Below are 17,346 nucleotides of genomic sequence, written 5' to 3'. Positions count from 1 at the left end.
TGCGCTCAGATACATCTGATCGGGCCGCTAGGATACCTCGCGCGAAGGCCAATCCCAACCAATATCGCCGCACGTGCATATGACTGACGGTTATCTCGCCGGGTACGCCTTTGTCCTCGCAGTGGCTTCATCGTCTGTGCTATCCCCGTCCCGCGATATCATCGCCTTCCATGAACACCTTAAAGAACATGCGGATCTTCGTACGCGTGGCCGACGTCGCGAGCTTTGCCGGTGCGGCGCGCGCGCTCGACATGACCACGCCTCAAGTGTCCAAGGCGATCTCCGAGCTCGAAGCGCACCTGCGTACGCGGCTGCTGCATCGCACGACGCGTAAGCTTGCCCTGACTGACGCAGGCAAGCGCTACCTTGATCGTTGCCGCGACATCATTGCGCTGGTCGATGTCTCGGAGGCCGAAGCCGGGGCCGCGAGCGCCGCGCCCAGCGGCACGCTGCGTCTGCACGCGCCAGCCAGCTTCGGGCAAGTGTTCGTGGTGCCCGCACTGGCGCGCTTCCTTGAGCAGTACCCGGACGTCGAGGCCGACTTATTGCTGTCCTCGCGCGTGCCCGATCTACTGGAAGAGAACATCGACGTGTCGCTGCGGCTCGCGACGGCGCAATTGCCCGATTCGGGGCTGGTGTCGGCGCGGATTTGCCGGATGGCGTCGGTGCTATGCGCAGCCCCCCAGTATCTCGCCAGGTATGGCGCCCCGCGCTCGCTGGACGAACTGGCGCAGCACACGCAGGTCCGTCTCAATGCGCCGCATTACTCCGTGGATCACTGGCTTTTCGAAGGCCCGGACGGCAGCGTGAAGCTGCCGGTGCCGTCGGGGCGGCTACGCGTGAACACCGCCGACTCGCTGGCGGCGGCGCTCATCAGCGGCTGTGGCGTGGGGCCGGTGCCGTTGCTCTCGGCACTCTCGGCGCTGCGCAGCGGTTCGCTGGTGCGCGTGCTGCCCGAGTACGAGTTGCAGGGAACGAACGTCTACGCGGTCTACGCGTCGCGGCTGTACCTCGACGCGAAGGTCAAGACATGGATCGAGTTTCTTCGGACATTTGTGGAGCAGGCGCTGTCTGCCCCAGACGCCGCAGCAATAGCGCAGCCCCTGCGATCAGCAGGCCGATGACCAGCGACACCCAGAGGATGGCCGCGTCGCCCCAGTGTGCGCGGGCCACCGAGTAGCCCCAGGGGGCGACGGCCGAGACCGCGAAGGCGGGCGTGAGCAAGGTGCCGAGCGCCCGCGCGTAGGCTTCGTGCGAGAACAGTTCGAGCGGGAGGCTCGCACGTAGCAACGTTGCGAGTCCGTTCAGCGCGCCGTAGAAGAAGATGAAGACCCCGGCGGCGATGACGGACGACATCCCTGCCAATCCCAACGCGAAGCACAGCGGCAGCCCGCAGCCGACCACGACGTTGAGATTCACCGCGCTCGACTGACGCGGCTGAAGCCACTCCAGCGTTCGCGCACATACCTGACCCAGCCCCCAGAGCGCGGCGAGCCCGACCGGCAGCCCTTGCACGCTCAACAGCGACGTCAGGTGCGCCGCCAGCCCCGACGACAGGATCGAGACCAGCGCCATGATTACGCCGTAGAGCAGGGCGGGCCGCCACGGTAGCGGGGCGCGTGTCTTGCTGCTGGCGTCGGCGGCTGTTGCGCGCGGCGGCGTTGGCGGCAGGCTGCGCAGCAACGCCCACGCCAGCAGGCCGAACGCGCCATACACGAGCACCCCCGGTCGCCATCCCCATGCGGCGCCGAGCCAGTTGCCCACCGGCCAGAAGACGGTCGTGGCGAGGCCGCCGATCAGCGTGATCTGCGTCATCGGCCGACGAGCGGTGGCGCCGTAGAGCGCGGCAAGCGTGGCGAAGGCGGCGTCGTACAGTGACAGCCGCATGCCCACGCCGAGCAGGCACCACGCGGCGTAGAACTGCGCGAGCGTGGTGCTCGTGGCCAGAGTGGCGCATCCGGCAACACAAATCAGCGTGCCGAAGCACATCACGCGGCGGCCCCCCATGCGTTCGAGCCAGCGGCCCGAGAGTGGCGACACGGCGGCCATCACCAGCATGGCGAGCGAGGGACCGGCGAAGACCCATGTCTGCGCCCAGCCGGTGTCGCGTGCGATGCGCCACGCAAAGGCGCCGGGCAGATAGAAGCTCACGCCCCAGTTGATGAGTTGTGCGAGGCCGAGCCGGAGGACGAGAGGCATGACGATGTGCAGGGCAAAAAGGCCGGATTGAGGCCGGATTCAGGCCGGATTCACGCCGGATTCACGCCGGATTCAGACGTCAGCGCGAATCGTCGACGAGACTTCGGAGCGTTCGCACGCCCGGACCGACGCCACGCTCTGCATGGTGCGCCTGCCTCATCTCTTGGTAAAGTCTTGGCATCTTATCCGGTTCATAAGGAAAACTTTGAGATGCGACGCCTGAATCTGGATCAGTTGAACACCTTCGCCGAAGTCGTCGATGCCGGGAGTTTCTCGGCGGCAGCCGTGCGTCTCGATCTGTCGCAACCGGCCGTCAGCCTTCAGGTGCGTCAACTGGAACAACGCCTGAACGTGCGGCTTATCGAGCGAGTGGGGAAGCGGCTCAAGCCGACGTCGGCCGGTCTGACGCTGCTCGAACACGCGCGCCGCATCGACGCTGCCGTCGAAGAGGCGATGCAGGTGTTGTCGAGCCACGCGCGGGGCGTGGCCGGGGAAGTGGCCATCGGCACCGGGGCGACGGCCTGCATCCATCTGCTGCCGCCCATGCTGCGCGCGATGCGCAAACGGCATCCGCAACTGGACATCCGGGTGAGCACGGGCAACACCGACGACGTTGTTGCGGCCGTCACAGAAAACCGGCTCGATATCGGCCTCGTGACGTTGCCCGCAGCGGGGCGCAGCCTGCACGTCACGCCGGTATTGCGCGACGAATTCGTCGCCATCGCACCGGCGAACGACAACACGTGGGGAGACGAAGTCACGCCGCACACGCTGGCCGCAGCCCCCATGGTCGCGTTCGAATCGGGCAGCAGCACCCGCTTGCTGATCGACGATTGGTTTCTGCAAGCGGGGCTTCGCATGCGTCCGGTCATGGCGCTGGGCAGCATCGAAGCCATCAAGGAGATGGTGGCGGCGGGACTCGGTTACAGCATCGTGCCGAAAATGTCGGTGAATGCCGTTCATCATCGACGCGGATTGCGTATATCGACGCTCACGCCGGAATTAACGAGAACGTTGGCGATTGTCGTCAGGCAGGATAAACCGCTTACGCCGGGATTGCGAAAAGTCTTGTCGGCATTGGAGGGGTTGGGCAGCGTGTTGTGAAATTCAATGAGAAAATGATTCGCACTCCACGTGAAAAGGTGTCGTTGTTTTATTGGGCAAAATTACCCCCGCAAAACACAAGGCTCGGACTACAATGCGCGAATAACGGCATCCAAACCGGCAATTATTGAGAACGTGTAACTCGCAATGCATCACAACCTTTATCGATATGAGGGGCTGCTGGGAGCCCGCTCGGTCGAGGCGCTGGACGCCGAGTTTCGGAAGCTGACGCAAACGCTGGAATACGACGCGCTGTTTTATGCGCCGTTGTTGCCGCGTCGCGAGCGAGAAGCCGCCGCATTCCAGATGGAAGATCAGATCATTTCTGCGCAGGGCATGCCGAGTCGTCACATCTTTACGACGTTCCCGCCTGCCTGGATCGAGCGCTATCAGAGCGCGGGATATGCCGAAGTCGATCCGGTGCTGGTGGCGGCGAATCTCTCGCCGCTGCCGATTCTCTGGCGCACGTTCCTCATGCAAAAGCGGCCGCATCCGATCTTTGCCGACGCGAGAGCGCACGGTCTGGGCAGCGGCGTATCTATCCCCATCTACGGCGCTGCGGGTGAGCGGGCGATCTTCAGCGCAGCGACCGCAAAATCGCCGGAAGAATCGGCCGAACTCGAAGCACGCATGGTCGGTGAGATTTATCTGACGGCGTTGTATTTCCATCAGGCGATTCAGCAACTCGACATGCAGTGGGTGGCGAGCCGTTGCACCGGCAAGCTCAGTCCGCGCGAGATCGAAAGTCTGCTGTGGGCGGCGCGCGGAAAGACCGCCTGGGAAATCGGGCTGATCCTGAAGATCTCCGAGCACACCGTTACGTTTCACATCAATAACGCCAAGCGCAAACTTGGCGCGGTCAACCGGCATCAGGCGATTGCAGCGGCGATCAGCACCGGTCTGATTTCCCCCTGAAATTATCCACTTTCAAGCGAGATTCGTGAGCGCTATTTCCAGGTGCTCACGAAACCGCTTTGCTTTGTGGATTTCACCTCTGTCGCCTTTGCCCGTCGCGCGACATATTCCCTCCATTTTCGAGACATTCCCCCCCTGAATTCAGCCGATTTCACACCTTTTCCGAAACGGTGTGTTGTCGCTTTGAGGCTAGTTCAATTCCTAGGGAAAACTATAATTTACTCATGGCGAAAACTGATTGGTTAGCGGTTTTCGTCACTTTGAACGACATACGAACGATAAAAGGAGTTTTCCATGAAAAAGAACCTGCTGAGCGCCATTGCGCTGGTCAGCCTGACCGTAGCCGCCGGCTCGGCTTTCGCTGCCGATCAATCGACCGGTGTGACCCGTGAACATGTGCGTGCCGAATTGCAAGCTGCACGCGAACTCGGTCTGTCGCCGGTGACGGAATTCAACTTCCCGTACACCTTCGAGCAATCGGTCCAGTTGCAAAAGCGCACCGCCGAAATCGAAGCGGCGCAACACAGCGCTGCCCCGCAAGCCCCGGCAGTCAACTGAAGTCTCGATGTGTGGAAGGGGGACAGTCAGTCCCGAGATGTACTGAGTTTCTGAAGCTGCACCCGATTCGCCGACGGCCCGCCTGATTCGTTTGATCGCATCGACCATTCGACCATTACGAGTCCCGCCCGCGCCGCGCGAATCTTCCTCACGACGCCGTAGCGCGTCACTTGCCACAGCCCCGCCAGAGGACCTCGGTCCCGACGGGGCTTGTGTGTTTCTGGAGGTCCGGCGGCGTATCGTGAAATACGCGCCAGCCACCTCGATTCAATGCGTGGATGTTTCGGACGAAGGAGATTCGGCCATGGCGGCCTTGTCCTTTGCGACGCTCGATTGCCATCCGCCGCCCAGCGCCAGGAACAGATTGACCTGATCCATGGCGACCTGCGTTTCAGACGCAGCGAGTGCTGCTTCGGCGCTCGCGTGCGTGCGCTCGGCATCGAGACTCGTGAGGTAAGGCGCGCGGCCCGCCTGATAGAGCTTGTGGTTCTGTTGCGCAGCGGCGCGGGATTTGTCGCGCGCGTCGCGCAGCGCATCGTCGCGTTGCAATTCGCGGGTGTACGCCGAGAGCGATGTCCGCGTTTCCTGTATCGCCTTGAGCACCACACCGTCGAAGTGCGCGAGCGCGGCGTTCGCGCCAGCTTCCATGCCCTTGATGTGCGAGCGCACGCCGTTGGTCGGCAGCGACCAGGAGATCATCGGACCGACCGTCCATTGTTCGGTGCGTCCCTGACCGAAGTGTTCCAGCACGCCATTCGCACCAATCGATGCGCCGAAGCGAATCGTCGGATAGAGGTCCGCCGTCGCCACACCGATCTTCGCCGTGGCCGATGCCAGTTCGCGCTCTGCCTGACGCACGTCCGGGCGGCGCTTGAGCAGCGCCGTGCCGTCGCCGACGGGCAGCGCCTGCGTGAGTTGCGGAATCCGACGGCATTGCGTGAGGCTCGCGTCGAGCGTGCCCGGCACCTTGCCGAGCATCACGGCCAGCCGGTAGTTGGCGGCTTCGTTCTGCGCCAGATAATGCGGCAGCCCGGCACGCAACGTGTCGGCCTGCGCCTGCGCGCGAAGCAGATCGGTCGGCTGATCGCGACCGGCGTCCACCAGCTTGCGGGTGATCGCTACGCTGCGTTCCTGCAACTTCAGTTGCTCATTGGCAATGTCGTACTCGTGATTGGCCGCGCAGCTTTGCACGTACGCGCGCACGGTCTCGGCCGCCACGCTGACACGCGCGACATCCAGTGCCGCCTGACTCGCTTCGGCGGCGGCGAGTGCGGCTTCGTCCGCACGGGCGAGCTTGCCGAAGAAGTCGATCTGATAGGAGATGCCGAGCGTGGCGACGGCAATGTTCACCACCGGCAGCTTTTCTTCCTTGAGCAGACTCTCGCCCGAAATCTGTGCGCGGGCCGCTTCGGCCTGCACACCGCCCTGCGGCAGATTCTCGGACTCCACTTCGTGATACAGCGCGACCGCGCGCTGCACGTTGGCCAGCGCCACGCGCACGTTCGTGTTGGCGGCGAGCGCCTCTTTCACGAGCGCGTCGAGCTTCGGATCGTCGTACAGTTGCCACCAGTCATCCGGCACCGCTTCGATGGAGACGGCGCCCGGCTTCGCGACATTCGCGAGCGCGCCATTCGCCTCGGACGAGCGCATGACCGAGTTTTCGGGCAGGTGGTAGTCCGGCCCGACCGTCGTGCACCCTGCGACAAGCACGGCGGCGATGGCCACGGCGCTCAGCAGAAGGAGGCGGGGTCGAGTGGTCTTCAAGACTGCTCTCGTCGCCTTCGTTGCTCTGGTCGTTCTGGTCGCGCTCACTTGCGCACTCCCGCCGGTGCGTCGCTTCGCGTGACGGCGGCCATCGCCGTCGGTGCTGCGCCGTCAGACTGCGCTGCGTGCTTCGGCTGGGCGGCTTTGTCCTGACCTTCGACGACCGTCACCGTAGCGGTGCGACCGGCGACGAGACGCATGTCGGCGGGCACGTCGTCGAGCGCGATGCGCACGGGAATGCGCTGTGCGAGACGGACCCAGTTGAATGTGGGGTTGATGTTCGGCAGCATCGACGCGCCGCTGGTGCGGTCGCGATCCTCGATACCGGCGACGATGCTCTGCACATGCCCATGCAGCACGTGACGCTCGCCCATCAGGCGAATTTCCACCTTGTCGCCGATATGGATGCCGCGCATCTTGGTTTCTTCGAAATAGCCTTCGACATGCAGCGAGCCTGCGTCGACCATCGAGAGGACCGGACGGCCCGTCGTCACGTAGTCGCCCACGCGCGGCAGACGGTCGTTCAGGTAGCCATCGGCGGGCGCAACCACGCGAGTGCGTTCCAGGTTGAGCTTCGCGAGACGCGCCGCAGCGTCGGCCTGAGCCACTGCCGCTTCACCGGATTCGACCTTGGCCTGACCGGCTTCGACGACTTCCTTGGCCACCACTTCCGTCAACTGACGATTGCGTGCGTTCTCGCGACGCGCCTGCGCGAGCGAGGCGCGCTGCGCGGCGGCGCTCGCCTCGGCCTGCTGCAACGCGAGCGTGTATCGATCGCGGTCGATCACGAAAAGCAGATCGCCACGGTGCACCGGCTGGTTGTCCTTGACCTCGACGTCGGTGATCAGACCGGAGACGTCGGGGGCGATCTGCACGATGTCGGCGCGAATACGGCCGTCGCGCGTCCACGGGGCGACGGTGTAGTAGTCCCAGAGATGCAGCAGCACGTAGACCGCCACGCAGGAGACCGCGAGCGTCAGAACGACGGGGCCAAGAGAGCGAAGTTTCAGTTTCATGGTTGGCAGGCGTGCGCAATGGCGACGATGCCGCCCAGCGCGATGATGTACACAGCGAGGTTGAATAAGGAGCGGTGCCAGACGAGCTTGTAAAAGCCGATGCGCGCGAGCACGAAGCGCAGCGCGCCCGTCAGCACGAACGCCACGACCATCAGGGCCAGCAGCGTCGGCACGAATACACCGTAGATGTCGATCTCGCCGCTCATTGGGCACTCCGGGTCGAAGCAGGGGTGGGGGACGCAGGCGGGAAGAGTGCGACGTGGATGTCCATGAGCGAGGCGCGCGCACTGCGCGAGGCCTGATCGCTATGGGCTACCAGCGAGCGCACGGCGCCCAGCAGTTTGTCTCGCAGCGTGGCGTCGGGCTGGCTCACCTGTGCGTCGAGTCGCGACTGGTAGAAGCGCGCTACGTCGGACAGCGCGGCCTCGACGGCATTGCGCTGCGATGGATTCAGATTCGGCAATTCGCGTTGCAGGGCGAGCGCAGAGAGTTCGACGCGCACTTCGGTAAAGCCGTCGCTCGACGTTTCACTCTCGCTCGCCGCCAGACGCGGCACCAGCTGGCCGAGCCGGTCGAGCAACCGCGCCCGCAGCCGGTTGTGTTCGCTCACCGAGCGGCCCATCGCGTTCTTTGCGATATCGCGCCAGCTCGAATGAATCAGTCGACGCATGGCGACGCGGGTGCCGAACGGGCGCGTCTGCAAGGTCCACAACAGTGCGAACAGCACCCCGGCCAGACCGGCGATGTTGTTGTTCAGGAAGCTCTGGAAGTCGGCGTTGTATCCGCCCTGAATTCCCACGAAAGTCGCCGTGTTCACCGCTACGAGCATGGCCACCATCGTAAAGCGCGGTTGCGGGATCAGCGTGCCGAGCAACACGAACGGTATGGCAAAGAGCGCAACGAGCAGACCGAAGTCGTGCGCGTTCGTCAGGATGAAGAACACGTAGACGGCGGCGAATATCACGCACACGGCCGTCGCCCAGAAGAACGAGCGGATGAACGGCGCGGGCTCGTCCATCGCCGCGAAGAAGCAGCAGGCCACCGCGCCGAGCGAGACGCCGGCCGCGCCGTCGTTCCAGCCCGTATAGATCCACGCCATGCCCATCAGGAACGTGCAGAGTGCCGCCGAGATCGTCGAGAACAGCAGCAGGCCGTGATCGTAGTGACGCGCGCCGCCCAGTTCCCAGTGCGGGAAGGCTGGCGTCCATTCGGGAGCGTCTTCATGCTGCCCGAAACGGCGTTGCAGCGAGGCACAGTCCTGCCACAACTGCACGAGCGAGCGTAGACGATCTTCCGTCGCGGACACAAGCGCGCCGTACCAGTCCGACGCTTCACCGGCGGATTGTGGCGGCTTGAGCAGATGGGCGGGCGCGGGCGACGGTGCGCCCCGGCGCAACCACGCCACGATTTCCGCCATCTTCGCTTCGAGCGCTTCGGGGGCACCGTTCGGATGCAAACGTAACGTCTGCACCAGCGACGCCACCGTCGAGAGCACCGGCATCATCATCGACATGCGCCCGCGCAGCTCCTGTGCGTCGCGCACGCGCGCGGACGTATCGGCGTCATACGACAGTTGGCTGATCAACTGGTCGAGCGCGAGAATGTCGGCCGCCATGCGGTGACGGCTCATGTGACGCGTGGCCTTGCCCTCGGGGTCGGCCGACAACATATCGGTGGTCCAGCGCGCAGCGTCGGTGAGCCAGCGGGTCGAGCGGTCGTGCAACACTTTCGCCACGCTCGTCGGCAGAATCACCGCGCCCACGACGCTGGCGCAAACGATGCCGAGAATGATCTCTTCCGAACGCGCGATGGCAATGTCGAAAATGCCCGACGGAGTGTTCACGGCGGGCAGGGCGATGAGCGGCAGTGTGTACGACGCCAGCAAGAACACGTAACTGCGAGGCGAGCGATGCAACAGCGAGATATAGAGCAGCGTGCCGGTCCACAGACCGACGGCGGCCATCAGCAATTCTGGCGTGTTGACGAGCGCAGGCACGAACGCAATGGACGCCGCAGCGCCCAGCAGCGTGCCGAGCACGCGGTACAGCGCCTTGGAGCGGGTTGCGCCGGTGAGCGGGTGCGAGACGATGTAGACGGTGGCCATCGCCCAGTAGGGACGTGGCAGGCCGAGCGCGAGCGCGATGTAGAGCGCCAGCATCGAGGCGACGAACGCCTTGATCGAGAAAATCCAGTCGCGGGAGGAAGGCCAGGTAAGCACGGTCGACGTCTTTGACTACTTCTTGGGGAGTTCCATCGCGAGGATGGAACCGTCCGGGTCCGCCGCACGGTTGAGCGTCTCGAACACGCGCAGCACGGCATCGAAATCTTCCCGGGGGATATTCGCGAAGACCTTGGCACGCAACTGACTGAGTTCGACTTCGAGCTTTTCAGCGAGCGCTTCACCCGCTTCGGTGAGTCGCAGTGCATTGGCGCGACGGTCGCTCGCATCGACCTCGCGAACGACCAGACCGGCCGCGCACAACTGATCGAGCAGGCGCACGAGCGACGCGCCTTCGAGCCCGACGTATTCGGCTAGCTCGACCTGACGCACACCCTGGCCAAGACGGCGGATGAACAGCAAGGGGCCAGCGCTCGCCGCGGAAATGCCATATTCGACGATCGCGCCCTGCGATAACTGGCGCCATTGCTTGCCTGCCAGCAGCAGATGGCTGGTGAAGACAAAGCGCAGCGATTCTAGGGAGGTCATGGCGAAAGATTATATGTTAACTAATAATTAGGATGCTAGCTAATGGGCTGTTGCGAAATCCGCGGGAATCGTGGGAAGCCTTGTTGGGCGCGCATCCCTTATCGTCGCGAAGGTAGATGTGGCGTGCCTTTCGGCGATGTCGGCGGGTAAGATAGCGGCATCCGGCGCGCGGGTTTTACGTCCGTCGCCAAGTGTTACGACATATTTCAGGGGACGCCCAATGACATCGAAGGGACTCGATAGCGAATCGTTCGAGCTGTTGCTCGCTGCCGTGCAACGCTTCATCCGCGAGCGGCTCGTGCCTGCCGAGAACGACGTCGAGGAGCACGACGAAGTGCCAGCGGCCATCGTCGAGGAGATGAAGGAGATGGGGCTGTTCGGCCTGTCGATTCCCGAGGAGTTCGGCGGGATCGGTCTGTCGATGGTGCAGGAAGTGCGCGTGGCCTACGAGTTCGGGCAAACGTCGCTCGCGTTCCGGTCGGTATTCGGCACGAACGTCGGCATCGGCTCGCAGGGCATTCTGATGGACGGCACCGACGCGCAGAAGCGCGATCTGTTGCCGCGCGTGGCGTGCGGCGATCTGATCATGTCGTTCGCACTCACCGAGCCTGACGTGGGTTCGGACGCGGCCGCGCTCAAGACCCGTGCGGTGCGTGACGGCGACGTCTATGTGCTCGACGGCGTGAAGCGCTTCATCACCAATGCGCCGCGCGCCGGGGCGTTCACGCTGATGGCGCGTACCGGCGGCGAAGGGGCGGGCGGCATTTCGGCGTTCATCGTCCCCGCCGATACGCCGGGCCTGTCGCTGGGCAAGCCGGACAAGAAGATGGGGCAGCGCGGCACGAAGACCTGCGACGTCGTGCTGCAAGGCGCACGTGTCCCGGCGTCGAACATCATTGGCGGCGAGGTGGGCAAGGGCTTCAAGACGGCCATGAAGGTCCTCGACCGGGGGCGTTTGCACGTGGCGGCGCTCGCTTGCGGGATGGCGCAGCGCATTCTCGACGAATCCGTGGCCTATGCGCGTGAGCGCAAGCAGTTCGGCGAGCGCATCGGCGACTTCCAGTTAGTGCAGGCGATGCTCGCTGACAGTCAGTCCGAACTCTACGCCGGGTGGTCGATGGTGCAGGACTGTGCCGCGCGATACGACGCCAAGCCCGTGGGCAAGCGCGACGCCGACGTCAGTACGCGAGCCTCGTGCGCCAAGCTGTTCTGCACGGAAATGGTCGGGCGCGTGGCGGATCGCGGCGTGCAAGTGCACGGCGGGGCGGGCTACATCAACGAGTACAAGGTCGAGCGTTTCTATCGCGACGTGCGTCTGCTGCGCCTGTACGAAGGCACTACGCAGATTCAGCAACTCATCATTGGTCGCGCGTTGATGCAGGGGGATTGACCGCGCGGATTCTCACGCCAGCGCACACGTCGTCAGGCCCACCTTTTATCGAATCCCTGAATGACGTCGGTCAACAACTGTCGCATCCACACGTTCGCCTCGTCCGATTCGAAGTTCTCGTGCCAATGCAGGGTCACGGCGGCACGGGGGAGGTCCACGGGGAATTCGTAGATCCGCAGCGGGTAGTCCTGCGCGAACACTGCGGCAAGATGATGGGGAACGGTGGCATACCAATCGGTGGCAGCCAAAACGTCGGGCAATGCTACGAAATGCGGCACTTCGAGTACGACATGACGCTTCACGCCTTCTTGCACGAACGCGGCGTCGATGGCGTGATGACTGTGCTCTGCCGACGAGACCTGTACGTGGCGCGCTTTCTGCAAGGCAGGAAGACTTATCGTTCTGCCGACGGGCAGACCCTTGCGCTTTCGAGTGATGCAAACGTAGGTTTCGTCGAACAGAGGCAAGTTGCGCGTGCGGGGTTTCAGTGTCGGCAAATTGCCGACGGCGAAGTCGATATTGCTGCAGCGTAATGCTTCTTCGATTTCGTCGACTGGCAGCGGGGAAACGCCGAGACGGACGTTCGGCGCGGCCTGCTGCAAAGCGCTCCATATTGCCGGGAGATAAGCAAGTTCACCGGCATCCGAGACCGAAAGCCGAAACGTGCGGGCACTGACCAAAGGTTCGAACCGTTGCGCATAGCGCAGCGCAAACTGAACCGAGTCCAGTGCTTTCGAGACGATGGCCGCGATCTCCAGCGCCGCAGTTGTGGGTTGCATCCCGGTGCGTGTGCGAACAAATAGCGGATCGTCGAACAGCGTGCGGAGTTTGCCGAGACAGTGGCTGACCGCTGGCTGGGAAAGCGAAAGGCGTTCCCCTGCGCGCGTCAGGCTCCTCTCCTCGACAATTGCCTTGAAAACGCGCAATAGATTGAGGTCTATGCCTTCGATCGAGTTCATGATATCTGCAAGAAAAAATTAGGAATGCTTATCAGATATCTGCAATGACCGGCGTCCCGATGCCTGGCTGACACGACTTGCGGATCACGTCGGATAACAGTCCGCGAAGCCAGATGTTGCCACCCTCGGCGTCGAAGTTCTCATGCCAGTGCAGCGAGATCTCTGCCTTGGGAAGGGGGACGGGCGGTTCGTAGATCCTGAGCCGCCCATCTCTCGCCGCCAGCGCGCTGGCCAATCGTCGCGGCACGGTCGCAACAATGTCCCTTACGGCCAGAATCTTCGGCAAGGCCGAGAAATGCGGTACTTCGAGTGCGATATTCCGATCCACACCCTGTAGACGGTACGCGGAATCGACCGACTGGCGGTAACGATCCTGCGACGGGATATGGACGTGAGAGGCCGACAAAAAATAGTCGATATCGATGACATGGCCGGAGGGCAGGTTGGCGCGCGCTCGGGTGATGCACACATACGACTCTTCAAACAATACTTCCGCGCGGGTCTTCAATCGCAGGCCGGGCAGATTCCCGATCGCAAAATCGATGCGATTGGAGCGCAGTCCCTCCTCGACCGAATCGTAAGGCAGCGGGTCGACCGTGATTTTGACGTTCGGGGCCAGGCGATTGAGCGCGCTGCAGATCGGGGGAAGGTAGACCAGCTCGCCGGCGTCCGACAGCGAAAGTCTGAATGCGCGCTTGCTTCGTTCGGCGTCGAAGGATTCGCCGTAGCGCAGCGCTTCGCGCAAGGTCATGAGCGCGCGCGAAATCGGGGACTCCAGGGCGACGGCCAACGGCGTCGGCTGCATGCCGGTGCGTGTCCGTACGAAAAGCGTGTCGCCAAACAAGAGGCGCAAGCGGCCCAACGAGTAGCTGATCGCGGGCTGTGATAAAGCGAGTCGCTCTCCGGCCCGGGTAAGGCTGCGCTCCTTCGCAATCGCATCAAAAACGCGCAGCAGATTCAAATCGATACTGTCAACGGTCGTCATGGCGATGCCGTGCAATTAGCGTTGGGATTTCATGGGTACCACCTACCTCGCGCCATGGATTCTCAAGCAGAAACCTTTGCGCAGCAACGGCCTCGGGATTTTCCCGCAAGCGAGACGATGCGCAGATCGCGCTTCCTGACGCTTCGACACGCCCCCGCCGATGCTCAACGAATTATTCGTCTGGCTGATGACGCTGCGATTTTAGATGAATTTGTTGAATCAGCGGGCAGACACCAGAATTTACTCACCGATACGTGACACGAGAAACGTGTGATTCAGCCGATTCTCGAATCGGAAACGCGGTGTTTCCTCAGTGTTGGAAATGCGGCTTTGGAGGACAACCTTCCGAATGAACTGCATTGTGCGTTCTCGTTGGGTTGGAACGATCGCACGATCGTGATCTGAAACTCGACCGATATCAGGTGATCGACCGACGCCGGTTCATCGGGAGGGACGAGATCCCGATGTTGCATCAACGGAAATCCGTGAAATGGCAGTTCACATTTTATGAGGCATGAGGCTATGAGCGTTGCGGCGGAAATTTCAGACGACATGCGCGTCGGGGCAACGGACAGCGATAAGAAGCGCATCCGTCGGGCGGTCTTGACCTCGGTCATCGGTCAGATACTGGAGTGGTACGACTTTTTCTTGTATGGAACGGCGGCGGCGTCAGTCTTCGGGACGATCTTTTTTCCCATTGGCGTCGATCCGCTAACCGGCACCATCGCAGCCTTTGGTGGACTGGCCGCAGGGTTCGTGGCGCGCCCGCTCGGCGGCATTCTATGCGGGCACTTTGGCGATAAATATGGCCGCCGCGCCGTGATGATGCTGACATTGGGCGCGATGGGGAGCAGTACCTTTCTCATGGGGCTCATTCCGTCATACGCGCAAATCGGTCTGGCAGCGCCGGTGCTTCTGGTCGCGCTTCGGTTGGTGCAGGGGCTGGCGGCAGGCGGGGAGTGGAGCGGGAGCATTCTGCTGATCAGCGAGAACGCGCCGCAGCATAAACGCGCCCGCCTGTCGGCATGGAGCCCGTCCGGCGCAGTGATCGGATTTGCGCTTTCGACCGGCGCGTTCATGCTCGCGCAACGTTTTTCGGGAGAGAACTTTCTCACGTGGGGCTGGCGGGTTCCGTTTCTGCTCAGCCTCGTCATGATCGGAATCGGCGTCTATCTCCGGTCACATATCGCGGAGAGTGCGGACTTCGCGAAGATCAGCAAAGAGGGCAAGATCGCGCATGCACCGCTGGTCGACGTGTTACGAACATGCCCGGGACGTGTGCTCATGGTGTTCGGACTGCGCCTGGGCGAGGGGACTGCGTCGTGGATCTTCTTTGCCTTCTCGATCGCGTTTGGAAAATTCAGCGGTATTTCTGATCAATTGGTCTACAGCGGATTGATCATTTCGATGTTGCTGTCGATCCCGGTGTCGTTGTTTTCCGGTTATGTCAGCGACATCGTGGGGCGCAAGCCTGTGTATTTGGTTGGCGCCGTGGGCATCGTCGCGCTGGCCTATCCGTTCTTCGCCCTTTTTCAGACAGGCACCACGAGCGCCGTGATGACTGCACTGATCCTGGCCAATAGCCTGGTATTGGGCACGCTGCAGGGCGCGCAACCAGCATTCATCAGTGAATTGCTTCCGCCGCGACTTCGCTATTCGGGGCTCGGCATCGGTCGGGAATTGTCTTCGGTGCTGGGCGCGGGATTCGCGCCGGTGATCGCGACGGCACTTCTCGCGCACTATCGAACTATCGGCCCGATCGCCTTGTATCTCGCGGCGCTAGGGATGGTGACGGTGGTCGCGACGTTGATCGCGCCGGAAACCTACCCAAGAGACGCACGGATGCGTGACCGATTGGCGTAAGGCTGTCGAGAAGCAGAATCAGCCGTCGGGCCGGTGGCCTGTCAGTCAGCGATCGGAAACGCAGAAATGCAGCACCGAATCGATGAAACAGGACACCTGCCCACGCATTTTCAGCGCGCGTTACGGTAGGACAGGCCGAATGAAGCAAGTCAACATGACCACGGTCGATCTGAATCTGCTCAGGACATTTCTTGTCATTTGGGATGTGCGCAGTTTGACAGTCGCTGCGGACCGGCTTCATGTGAGCCAACCCGCAGTGAGTCATGCCTTGCGTCGCCTTCGAGAAGTGTTCGACGATCCGCTCTTCGTTCGAACCGCGTTGTCGATGGAACCCACGCCTGCCGCAATGCGGCTGCATTCCCCCATCCAGGAGGCATTCGCCCTCATTCGTGGTGCGCTGGTCAAGCATGTGAGATTCGAACCTGTTAGCGCAATGCGAACCTTTCGGCTGGCGATGTCCGACATGGCGCAGTTGCACGTGCTGCCAGCGCTGATGCACGTGCTCTCTGCCCGTGCGCCTAACGTCGCCGTGCAAGTGCAACAGTTGCCGGTCGATCTGATTACGACGGCTTTGCGCAAAGGCGACATCGATCTCGCGCTCGGATATCTCGCTGAACCCGGTCAGGAATGTCGGTTTGACCGACTGCGTGAGGACGAGTTTGTCTGCATGCTGCGAGCGGAGCACCCGTTCGGGGCGAGCGAGCTGACGACCGACGATGTGAATCGCCTGCAGTTTGTGCATTCATGCACGAATACCACCGGTCACCATTCGGCCATGGAAGCTGCGTTCCGTAACGCGGGGATTCAACTGAATATTGCGTTGCAGGTTCCGCAATTTACGATTGCACCGCAGGTTGTCGCAACGACGGACCTGGCGTTCATTCTCCCGCAGGCGATTGCCGAACAGGTGAATCGCAATGGCACCTACCGGTTGTTACGACTTCCGCTAGCGCTGCCACCGATAACGGTGGGCGTTTATAGCCACGATCAGTTTGCCGAAGACGACGGTATCGACTGGCTGCGCGCCGTGCTGATCGAGCTATTTTCATCGAGTCCCGAGAATCCCTGGTCAACGCAAAGACCTCCCGGGATGCGCTTGGACACGGTAACGGCATCGAGTCTGGAGAAACGATGCCTGAAAGCCTAGGCAATGCGGTATTCGAAAGTTCGCATGGGGTAGTGAGGGCTTGCGCCGGAAAACGCAGGCAAGGACAGAAAGTCTTCGCGAAGCCGATGCCGGACGGGGGAGGCCAACGCTTGCGTCAAGTCGGGCTGTGAGTCGAAGACCGCCTTGTTTCGTTGCATATGGTTCACACGCTTAACGGGCAGGCTGCTGCGATAGTCGATCCGGGTATAGATCTCGATTTCGCGCACTCCGGGAAGTTGTGCGAGGAGGGGGGAATGGTGGCGGATGTAGTGATCGTGCCAGGCGTTCTCGTCGTCTGCCGGACCCTCGTAGGCAACCAGATACGTGCATTTCTCACGGCCATCGACATGGGGAGGCGGGCTTTGCGGACTGAGCCCGGGCACCGAAAAACGGCGCGTGAGCATGGCTTGTAATGTCCAGTCGCAATCGACGAGCGAAGGAAACGAGCGAGGGTCGAGCAGCGATTGCAACGCGCCGTCTTTCGCCAGCGCGGCTTCCAGCACTTCGATCCCACCGAAGTACAACTGCATCGCGCACGTCGGCGGACGCTCCGCTGCGATGAAGGGATCGTCCGCTTTAGCAGTGTCGGGGAGATGAACGGCGAGCTTTTGCAGCCCGGAAATGCGGTGCAGTCTTTCGCGAATCGCAGTGGCGCTAACGGGAGCGGCGTGTTTGGGATGACGATCGTCGGCGGTCGCCGTCAGGAATACACACAGGGACATGGTCGGTCGGATGTTTC

17 protein-coding genes are annotated in these 17,346 nt (G+C 62.3%); 8 read left to right on the top strand and 9 right to left on the bottom strand.

Annotation, left to right across the window (positions count from 1 at the left end):
- The first annotated feature begins 170 nt into the window (after positions 1 to 170).
- Positions 171 to 1,124 carry a LysR family transcriptional regulator gene (locus tag NA29_RS19260; RefSeq protein WP_039400599.1) on the top strand — a complete coding sequence of 318 codons (954 nt, stop codon included), beginning with the start codon at positions 171 to 173 and terminating at the stop codon, positions 1,122 to 1,124.
- On the opposite strand, the gene NA29_RS19255 is transcribed toward NA29_RS19260, so the two are convergent.
- Positions 1,024 to 2,199 carry an MFS transporter gene (locus NA29_RS19255; protein WP_052253071.1) on the bottom strand — a complete coding sequence of 392 codons (1,176 nt, stop codon included), beginning with the start codon at positions 2,197 to 2,199 and terminating at the stop codon, positions 1,024 to 1,026. The two genes, NA29_RS19260 and NA29_RS19255, sit on opposite strands and share 101 nt — an antisense overlap.
- 210 nt (positions 2,200 to 2,409) lie before the next feature.
- Between NA29_RS19255 and NA29_RS19250 the strand changes: the two genes are divergently transcribed.
- The 3 genes from NA29_RS19250 (at position 2,410) to NA29_RS19240 (ending at position 4,776) form a co-directional block, all read left to right on the top strand.
- Entirely contained in the window at positions 2,410 to 3,303 is an 894-nt protein-coding gene (locus tag NA29_RS19250; protein WP_039400597.1) for a LysR family transcriptional regulator, read from the top strand.
- Positions 3,304 to 3,450: 147 nt separating this feature from the next.
- The gene (locus NA29_RS19245; RefSeq protein WP_039400594.1) at positions 3,451 to 4,218 is read left to right on the top strand and encodes an autoinducer binding domain-containing protein; all 768 of its coding nucleotides are present in this window, start codon (positions 3,451 to 3,453) and stop codon (positions 4,216 to 4,218) included.
- Positions 4,219 to 4,512: 294 nt separating this feature from the next.
- A complete protein-coding gene (locus tag NA29_RS19240) occupies positions 4,513 to 4,776 on the top strand; it encodes a DUF4148 domain-containing protein (protein ID WP_039400593.1) in 264 nt (87 codons plus the stop codon).
- Positions 4,777 to 5,043: 267 nt separating this feature from the next.
- Here NA29_RS19240 and NA29_RS19235 read toward each other — a convergent pair whose 3' ends face one another.
- Genes NA29_RS19235 through NA29_RS19215 form a run of 5 tightly spaced genes read right to left on the bottom strand, consistent with a single transcriptional unit; the run spans position 5,044 to position 10,263 of the window.
- Positions 5,044 to 6,540, bottom strand: a complete 1,497-nt coding sequence (locus NA29_RS19235) for an efflux transporter outer membrane subunit (RefSeq protein WP_371328943.1) — start codon at positions 6,538 to 6,540, stop codon at positions 5,044 to 5,046.
- 44 nt (positions 6,541 to 6,584) lie between these two features.
- Entirely contained in the window at positions 6,585 to 7,556 is a 972-nt protein-coding gene (locus NA29_RS19230; protein WP_039400591.1) for an efflux RND transporter periplasmic adaptor subunit, read from the bottom strand.
- Positions 7,553 to 7,762, bottom strand: coding sequence for a DUF1656 domain-containing protein (locus NA29_RS19225; protein WP_039400588.1), 210 nt, complete (start codon positions 7,760 to 7,762; stop codon positions 7,553 to 7,555). Before NA29_RS19225 ends, NA29_RS19230 begins: the two co-directional genes overlap by 4 nt.
- A complete protein-coding gene (locus NA29_RS19220; RefSeq protein ID WP_039400586.1) occupies positions 7,759 to 9,774 on the bottom strand; it encodes an FUSC family protein in 2,016 nt (671 codons plus the stop codon). Before NA29_RS19220 ends, NA29_RS19225 begins: the two co-directional genes overlap by 4 nt.
- 15 nt (positions 9,775 to 9,789) lie before the next feature.
- A complete protein-coding gene (locus NA29_RS19215; RefSeq protein WP_039400584.1) occupies positions 9,790 to 10,263 on the bottom strand; it encodes a MarR family winged helix-turn-helix transcriptional regulator in 474 nt (157 codons plus the stop codon).
- A 220-nt stretch (positions 10,264 to 10,483) separates the two neighbouring features.
- Here NA29_RS19215 and NA29_RS19210 point away from each other — a divergent pair, with 220 nt between their 5' ends.
- Positions 10,484 to 11,653 (top strand): acyl-CoA dehydrogenase family protein, encoded by a 1,170-nt coding sequence (locus NA29_RS19210; protein ID WP_039400581.1) that lies wholly within the window; start codon positions 10,484 to 10,486, stop codon positions 11,651 to 11,653.
- A gap of 32 nt (positions 11,654 to 11,685) precedes the next feature.
- Here the strand turns inward: NA29_RS19210 and NA29_RS19205 are convergent, their stop codons facing one another.
- Both NA29_RS19205 and NA29_RS19200 read right to left on the bottom strand, forming a co-directional pair.
- On the bottom strand, positions 11,686 to 12,612 hold the full coding sequence (locus NA29_RS19205; RefSeq protein WP_039400579.1) for a LysR family transcriptional regulator: 927 nt from the start codon (positions 12,610 to 12,612) through the stop codon (positions 11,686 to 11,688).
- Positions 12,613 to 12,643: 31 nt separating this feature from the next.
- Positions 12,644 to 13,597 (bottom strand): LysR family transcriptional regulator, encoded by a 954-nt coding sequence (locus NA29_RS19200; protein WP_052253070.1) that lies wholly within the window; start codon positions 13,595 to 13,597, stop codon positions 12,644 to 12,646.
- 9 nt (positions 13,598 to 13,606) lie between these two features.
- Between NA29_RS19200 and NA29_RS25850 the strand changes: the two genes are divergently transcribed.
- The 3 genes from NA29_RS25850 (at position 13,607) to NA29_RS19190 (ending at position 16,607) form a co-directional block, all read left to right on the top strand.
- On the top strand, positions 13,607 to 13,855 hold the full coding sequence (locus NA29_RS25850; RefSeq protein WP_150777703.1) for a hypothetical protein: 249 nt from the start codon (positions 13,607 to 13,609) through the stop codon (positions 13,853 to 13,855).
- 294 nt (positions 13,856 to 14,149) lie between these two features.
- Positions 14,150 to 15,460: an MFS transporter gene (locus NA29_RS19195; RefSeq protein ID WP_039404025.1), complete on the top strand. Its 1,311-nt coding sequence runs from the start codon at positions 14,150 to 14,152 to the stop codon at positions 15,458 to 15,460.
- Between the two features lie 139 nt (positions 15,461 to 15,599).
- Positions 15,600 to 16,607 carry a LysR family transcriptional regulator gene (locus NA29_RS19190; RefSeq protein ID WP_072633332.1) on the top strand — a complete coding sequence of 336 codons (1,008 nt, stop codon included), beginning with the start codon at positions 15,600 to 15,602 and terminating at the stop codon, positions 16,605 to 16,607.
- Here NA29_RS19190 and NA29_RS19185 read toward each other — a convergent pair.
- Positions 16,604 to 17,329, bottom strand: a complete 726-nt coding sequence (locus NA29_RS19185) for an EthD family reductase (RefSeq protein WP_039400577.1) — start codon at positions 17,327 to 17,329, stop codon at positions 16,604 to 16,606. The genes NA29_RS19190 and NA29_RS19185 overlap by 4 nt on opposite strands.
- Between the last annotated feature and the right edge of the window lie 17 nt (positions 17,330 to 17,346).

The sequence above is a fragment of the Pandoraea sputorum genome, assembly GCF_000814845.2.
GTDB lineage: Bacteria > Pseudomonadota > Gammaproteobacteria > Burkholderiales > Burkholderiaceae > Pandoraea > Pandoraea sputorum.
Note: the sequence above shows the minus strand (reverse complement) of the source record. Positions and strands in the feature narration are given on the sequence as shown.

Bases quoted from the DNA above. Each gene is read 5' to 3' on its own strand.
- NA29_RS19230 (WP_039400591.1), bottom strand. From the start codon at position 7,556: ATGAAACTGAAACTTCGCTCTCTTGGCCCCGTCGTTCTGACGCTCGCG.
- NA29_RS19195 (WP_039404025.1), top strand. From the start codon at position 14,150: ATGCGCGTCGGGGCAACGGACAGCGATAAGAAGCGCATCCGTCGGGCG.
- NA29_RS19260 (WP_039400599.1), top strand. From the start codon at position 171: ATGAACACCTTAAAGAACATGCGGATCTTCGTACGCGTGGCCGACGTC.
- NA29_RS19255 (WP_052253071.1), bottom strand. From the start codon at position 2,199: ATGCCTCTCGTCCTCCGGCTCGGCCTCGCACAACTCATCAACTGGGGC.
- NA29_RS19245 (WP_039400594.1), top strand. From the start codon at position 3,451: ATGCATCACAACCTTTATCGATATGAGGGGCTGCTGGGAGCCCGCTCG.
- NA29_RS19215 (WP_039400584.1), bottom strand. From the start codon at position 10,263: ATGACCTCCCTAGAATCGCTGCGCTTTGTCTTCACCAGCCATCTGCTG.
- NA29_RS19205 (WP_039400579.1), bottom strand. From the start codon at position 12,612: ATGAACTCGATCGAAGGCATAGACCTCAATCTATTGCGCGTTTTCAAG.
- NA29_RS19240 (WP_039400593.1), top strand. From the start codon at position 4,513: ATGAAAAAGAACCTGCTGAGCGCCATTGCGCTGGTCAGCCTGACCGTA.
- NA29_RS19225 (WP_039400588.1), bottom strand. From the start codon at position 7,762: ATGAGCGGCGAGATCGACATCTACGGTGTATTCGTGCCGACGCTGCTG.
- NA29_RS19250 (WP_039400597.1), top strand. From the start codon at position 2,410: ATGCGACGCCTGAATCTGGATCAGTTGAACACCTTCGCCGAAGTCGTC.
- NA29_RS19185 (WP_039400577.1), bottom strand. From the start codon at position 17,329: ATGTCCCTGTGTGTATTCCTGACGGCGACCGCCGACGATCGTCATCCC.
- NA29_RS19200 (WP_052253070.1), bottom strand. From the start codon at position 13,597: ATGACGACCGTTGACAGTATCGATTTGAATCTGCTGCGCGTTTTTGAT.
- NA29_RS19210 (WP_039400581.1), top strand. From the start codon at position 10,484: ATGACATCGAAGGGACTCGATAGCGAATCGTTCGAGCTGTTGCTCGCT.
- NA29_RS19190 (WP_072633332.1), top strand. From the start codon at position 15,600: ATGAAGCAAGTCAACATGACCACGGTCGATCTGAATCTGCTCAGGACA.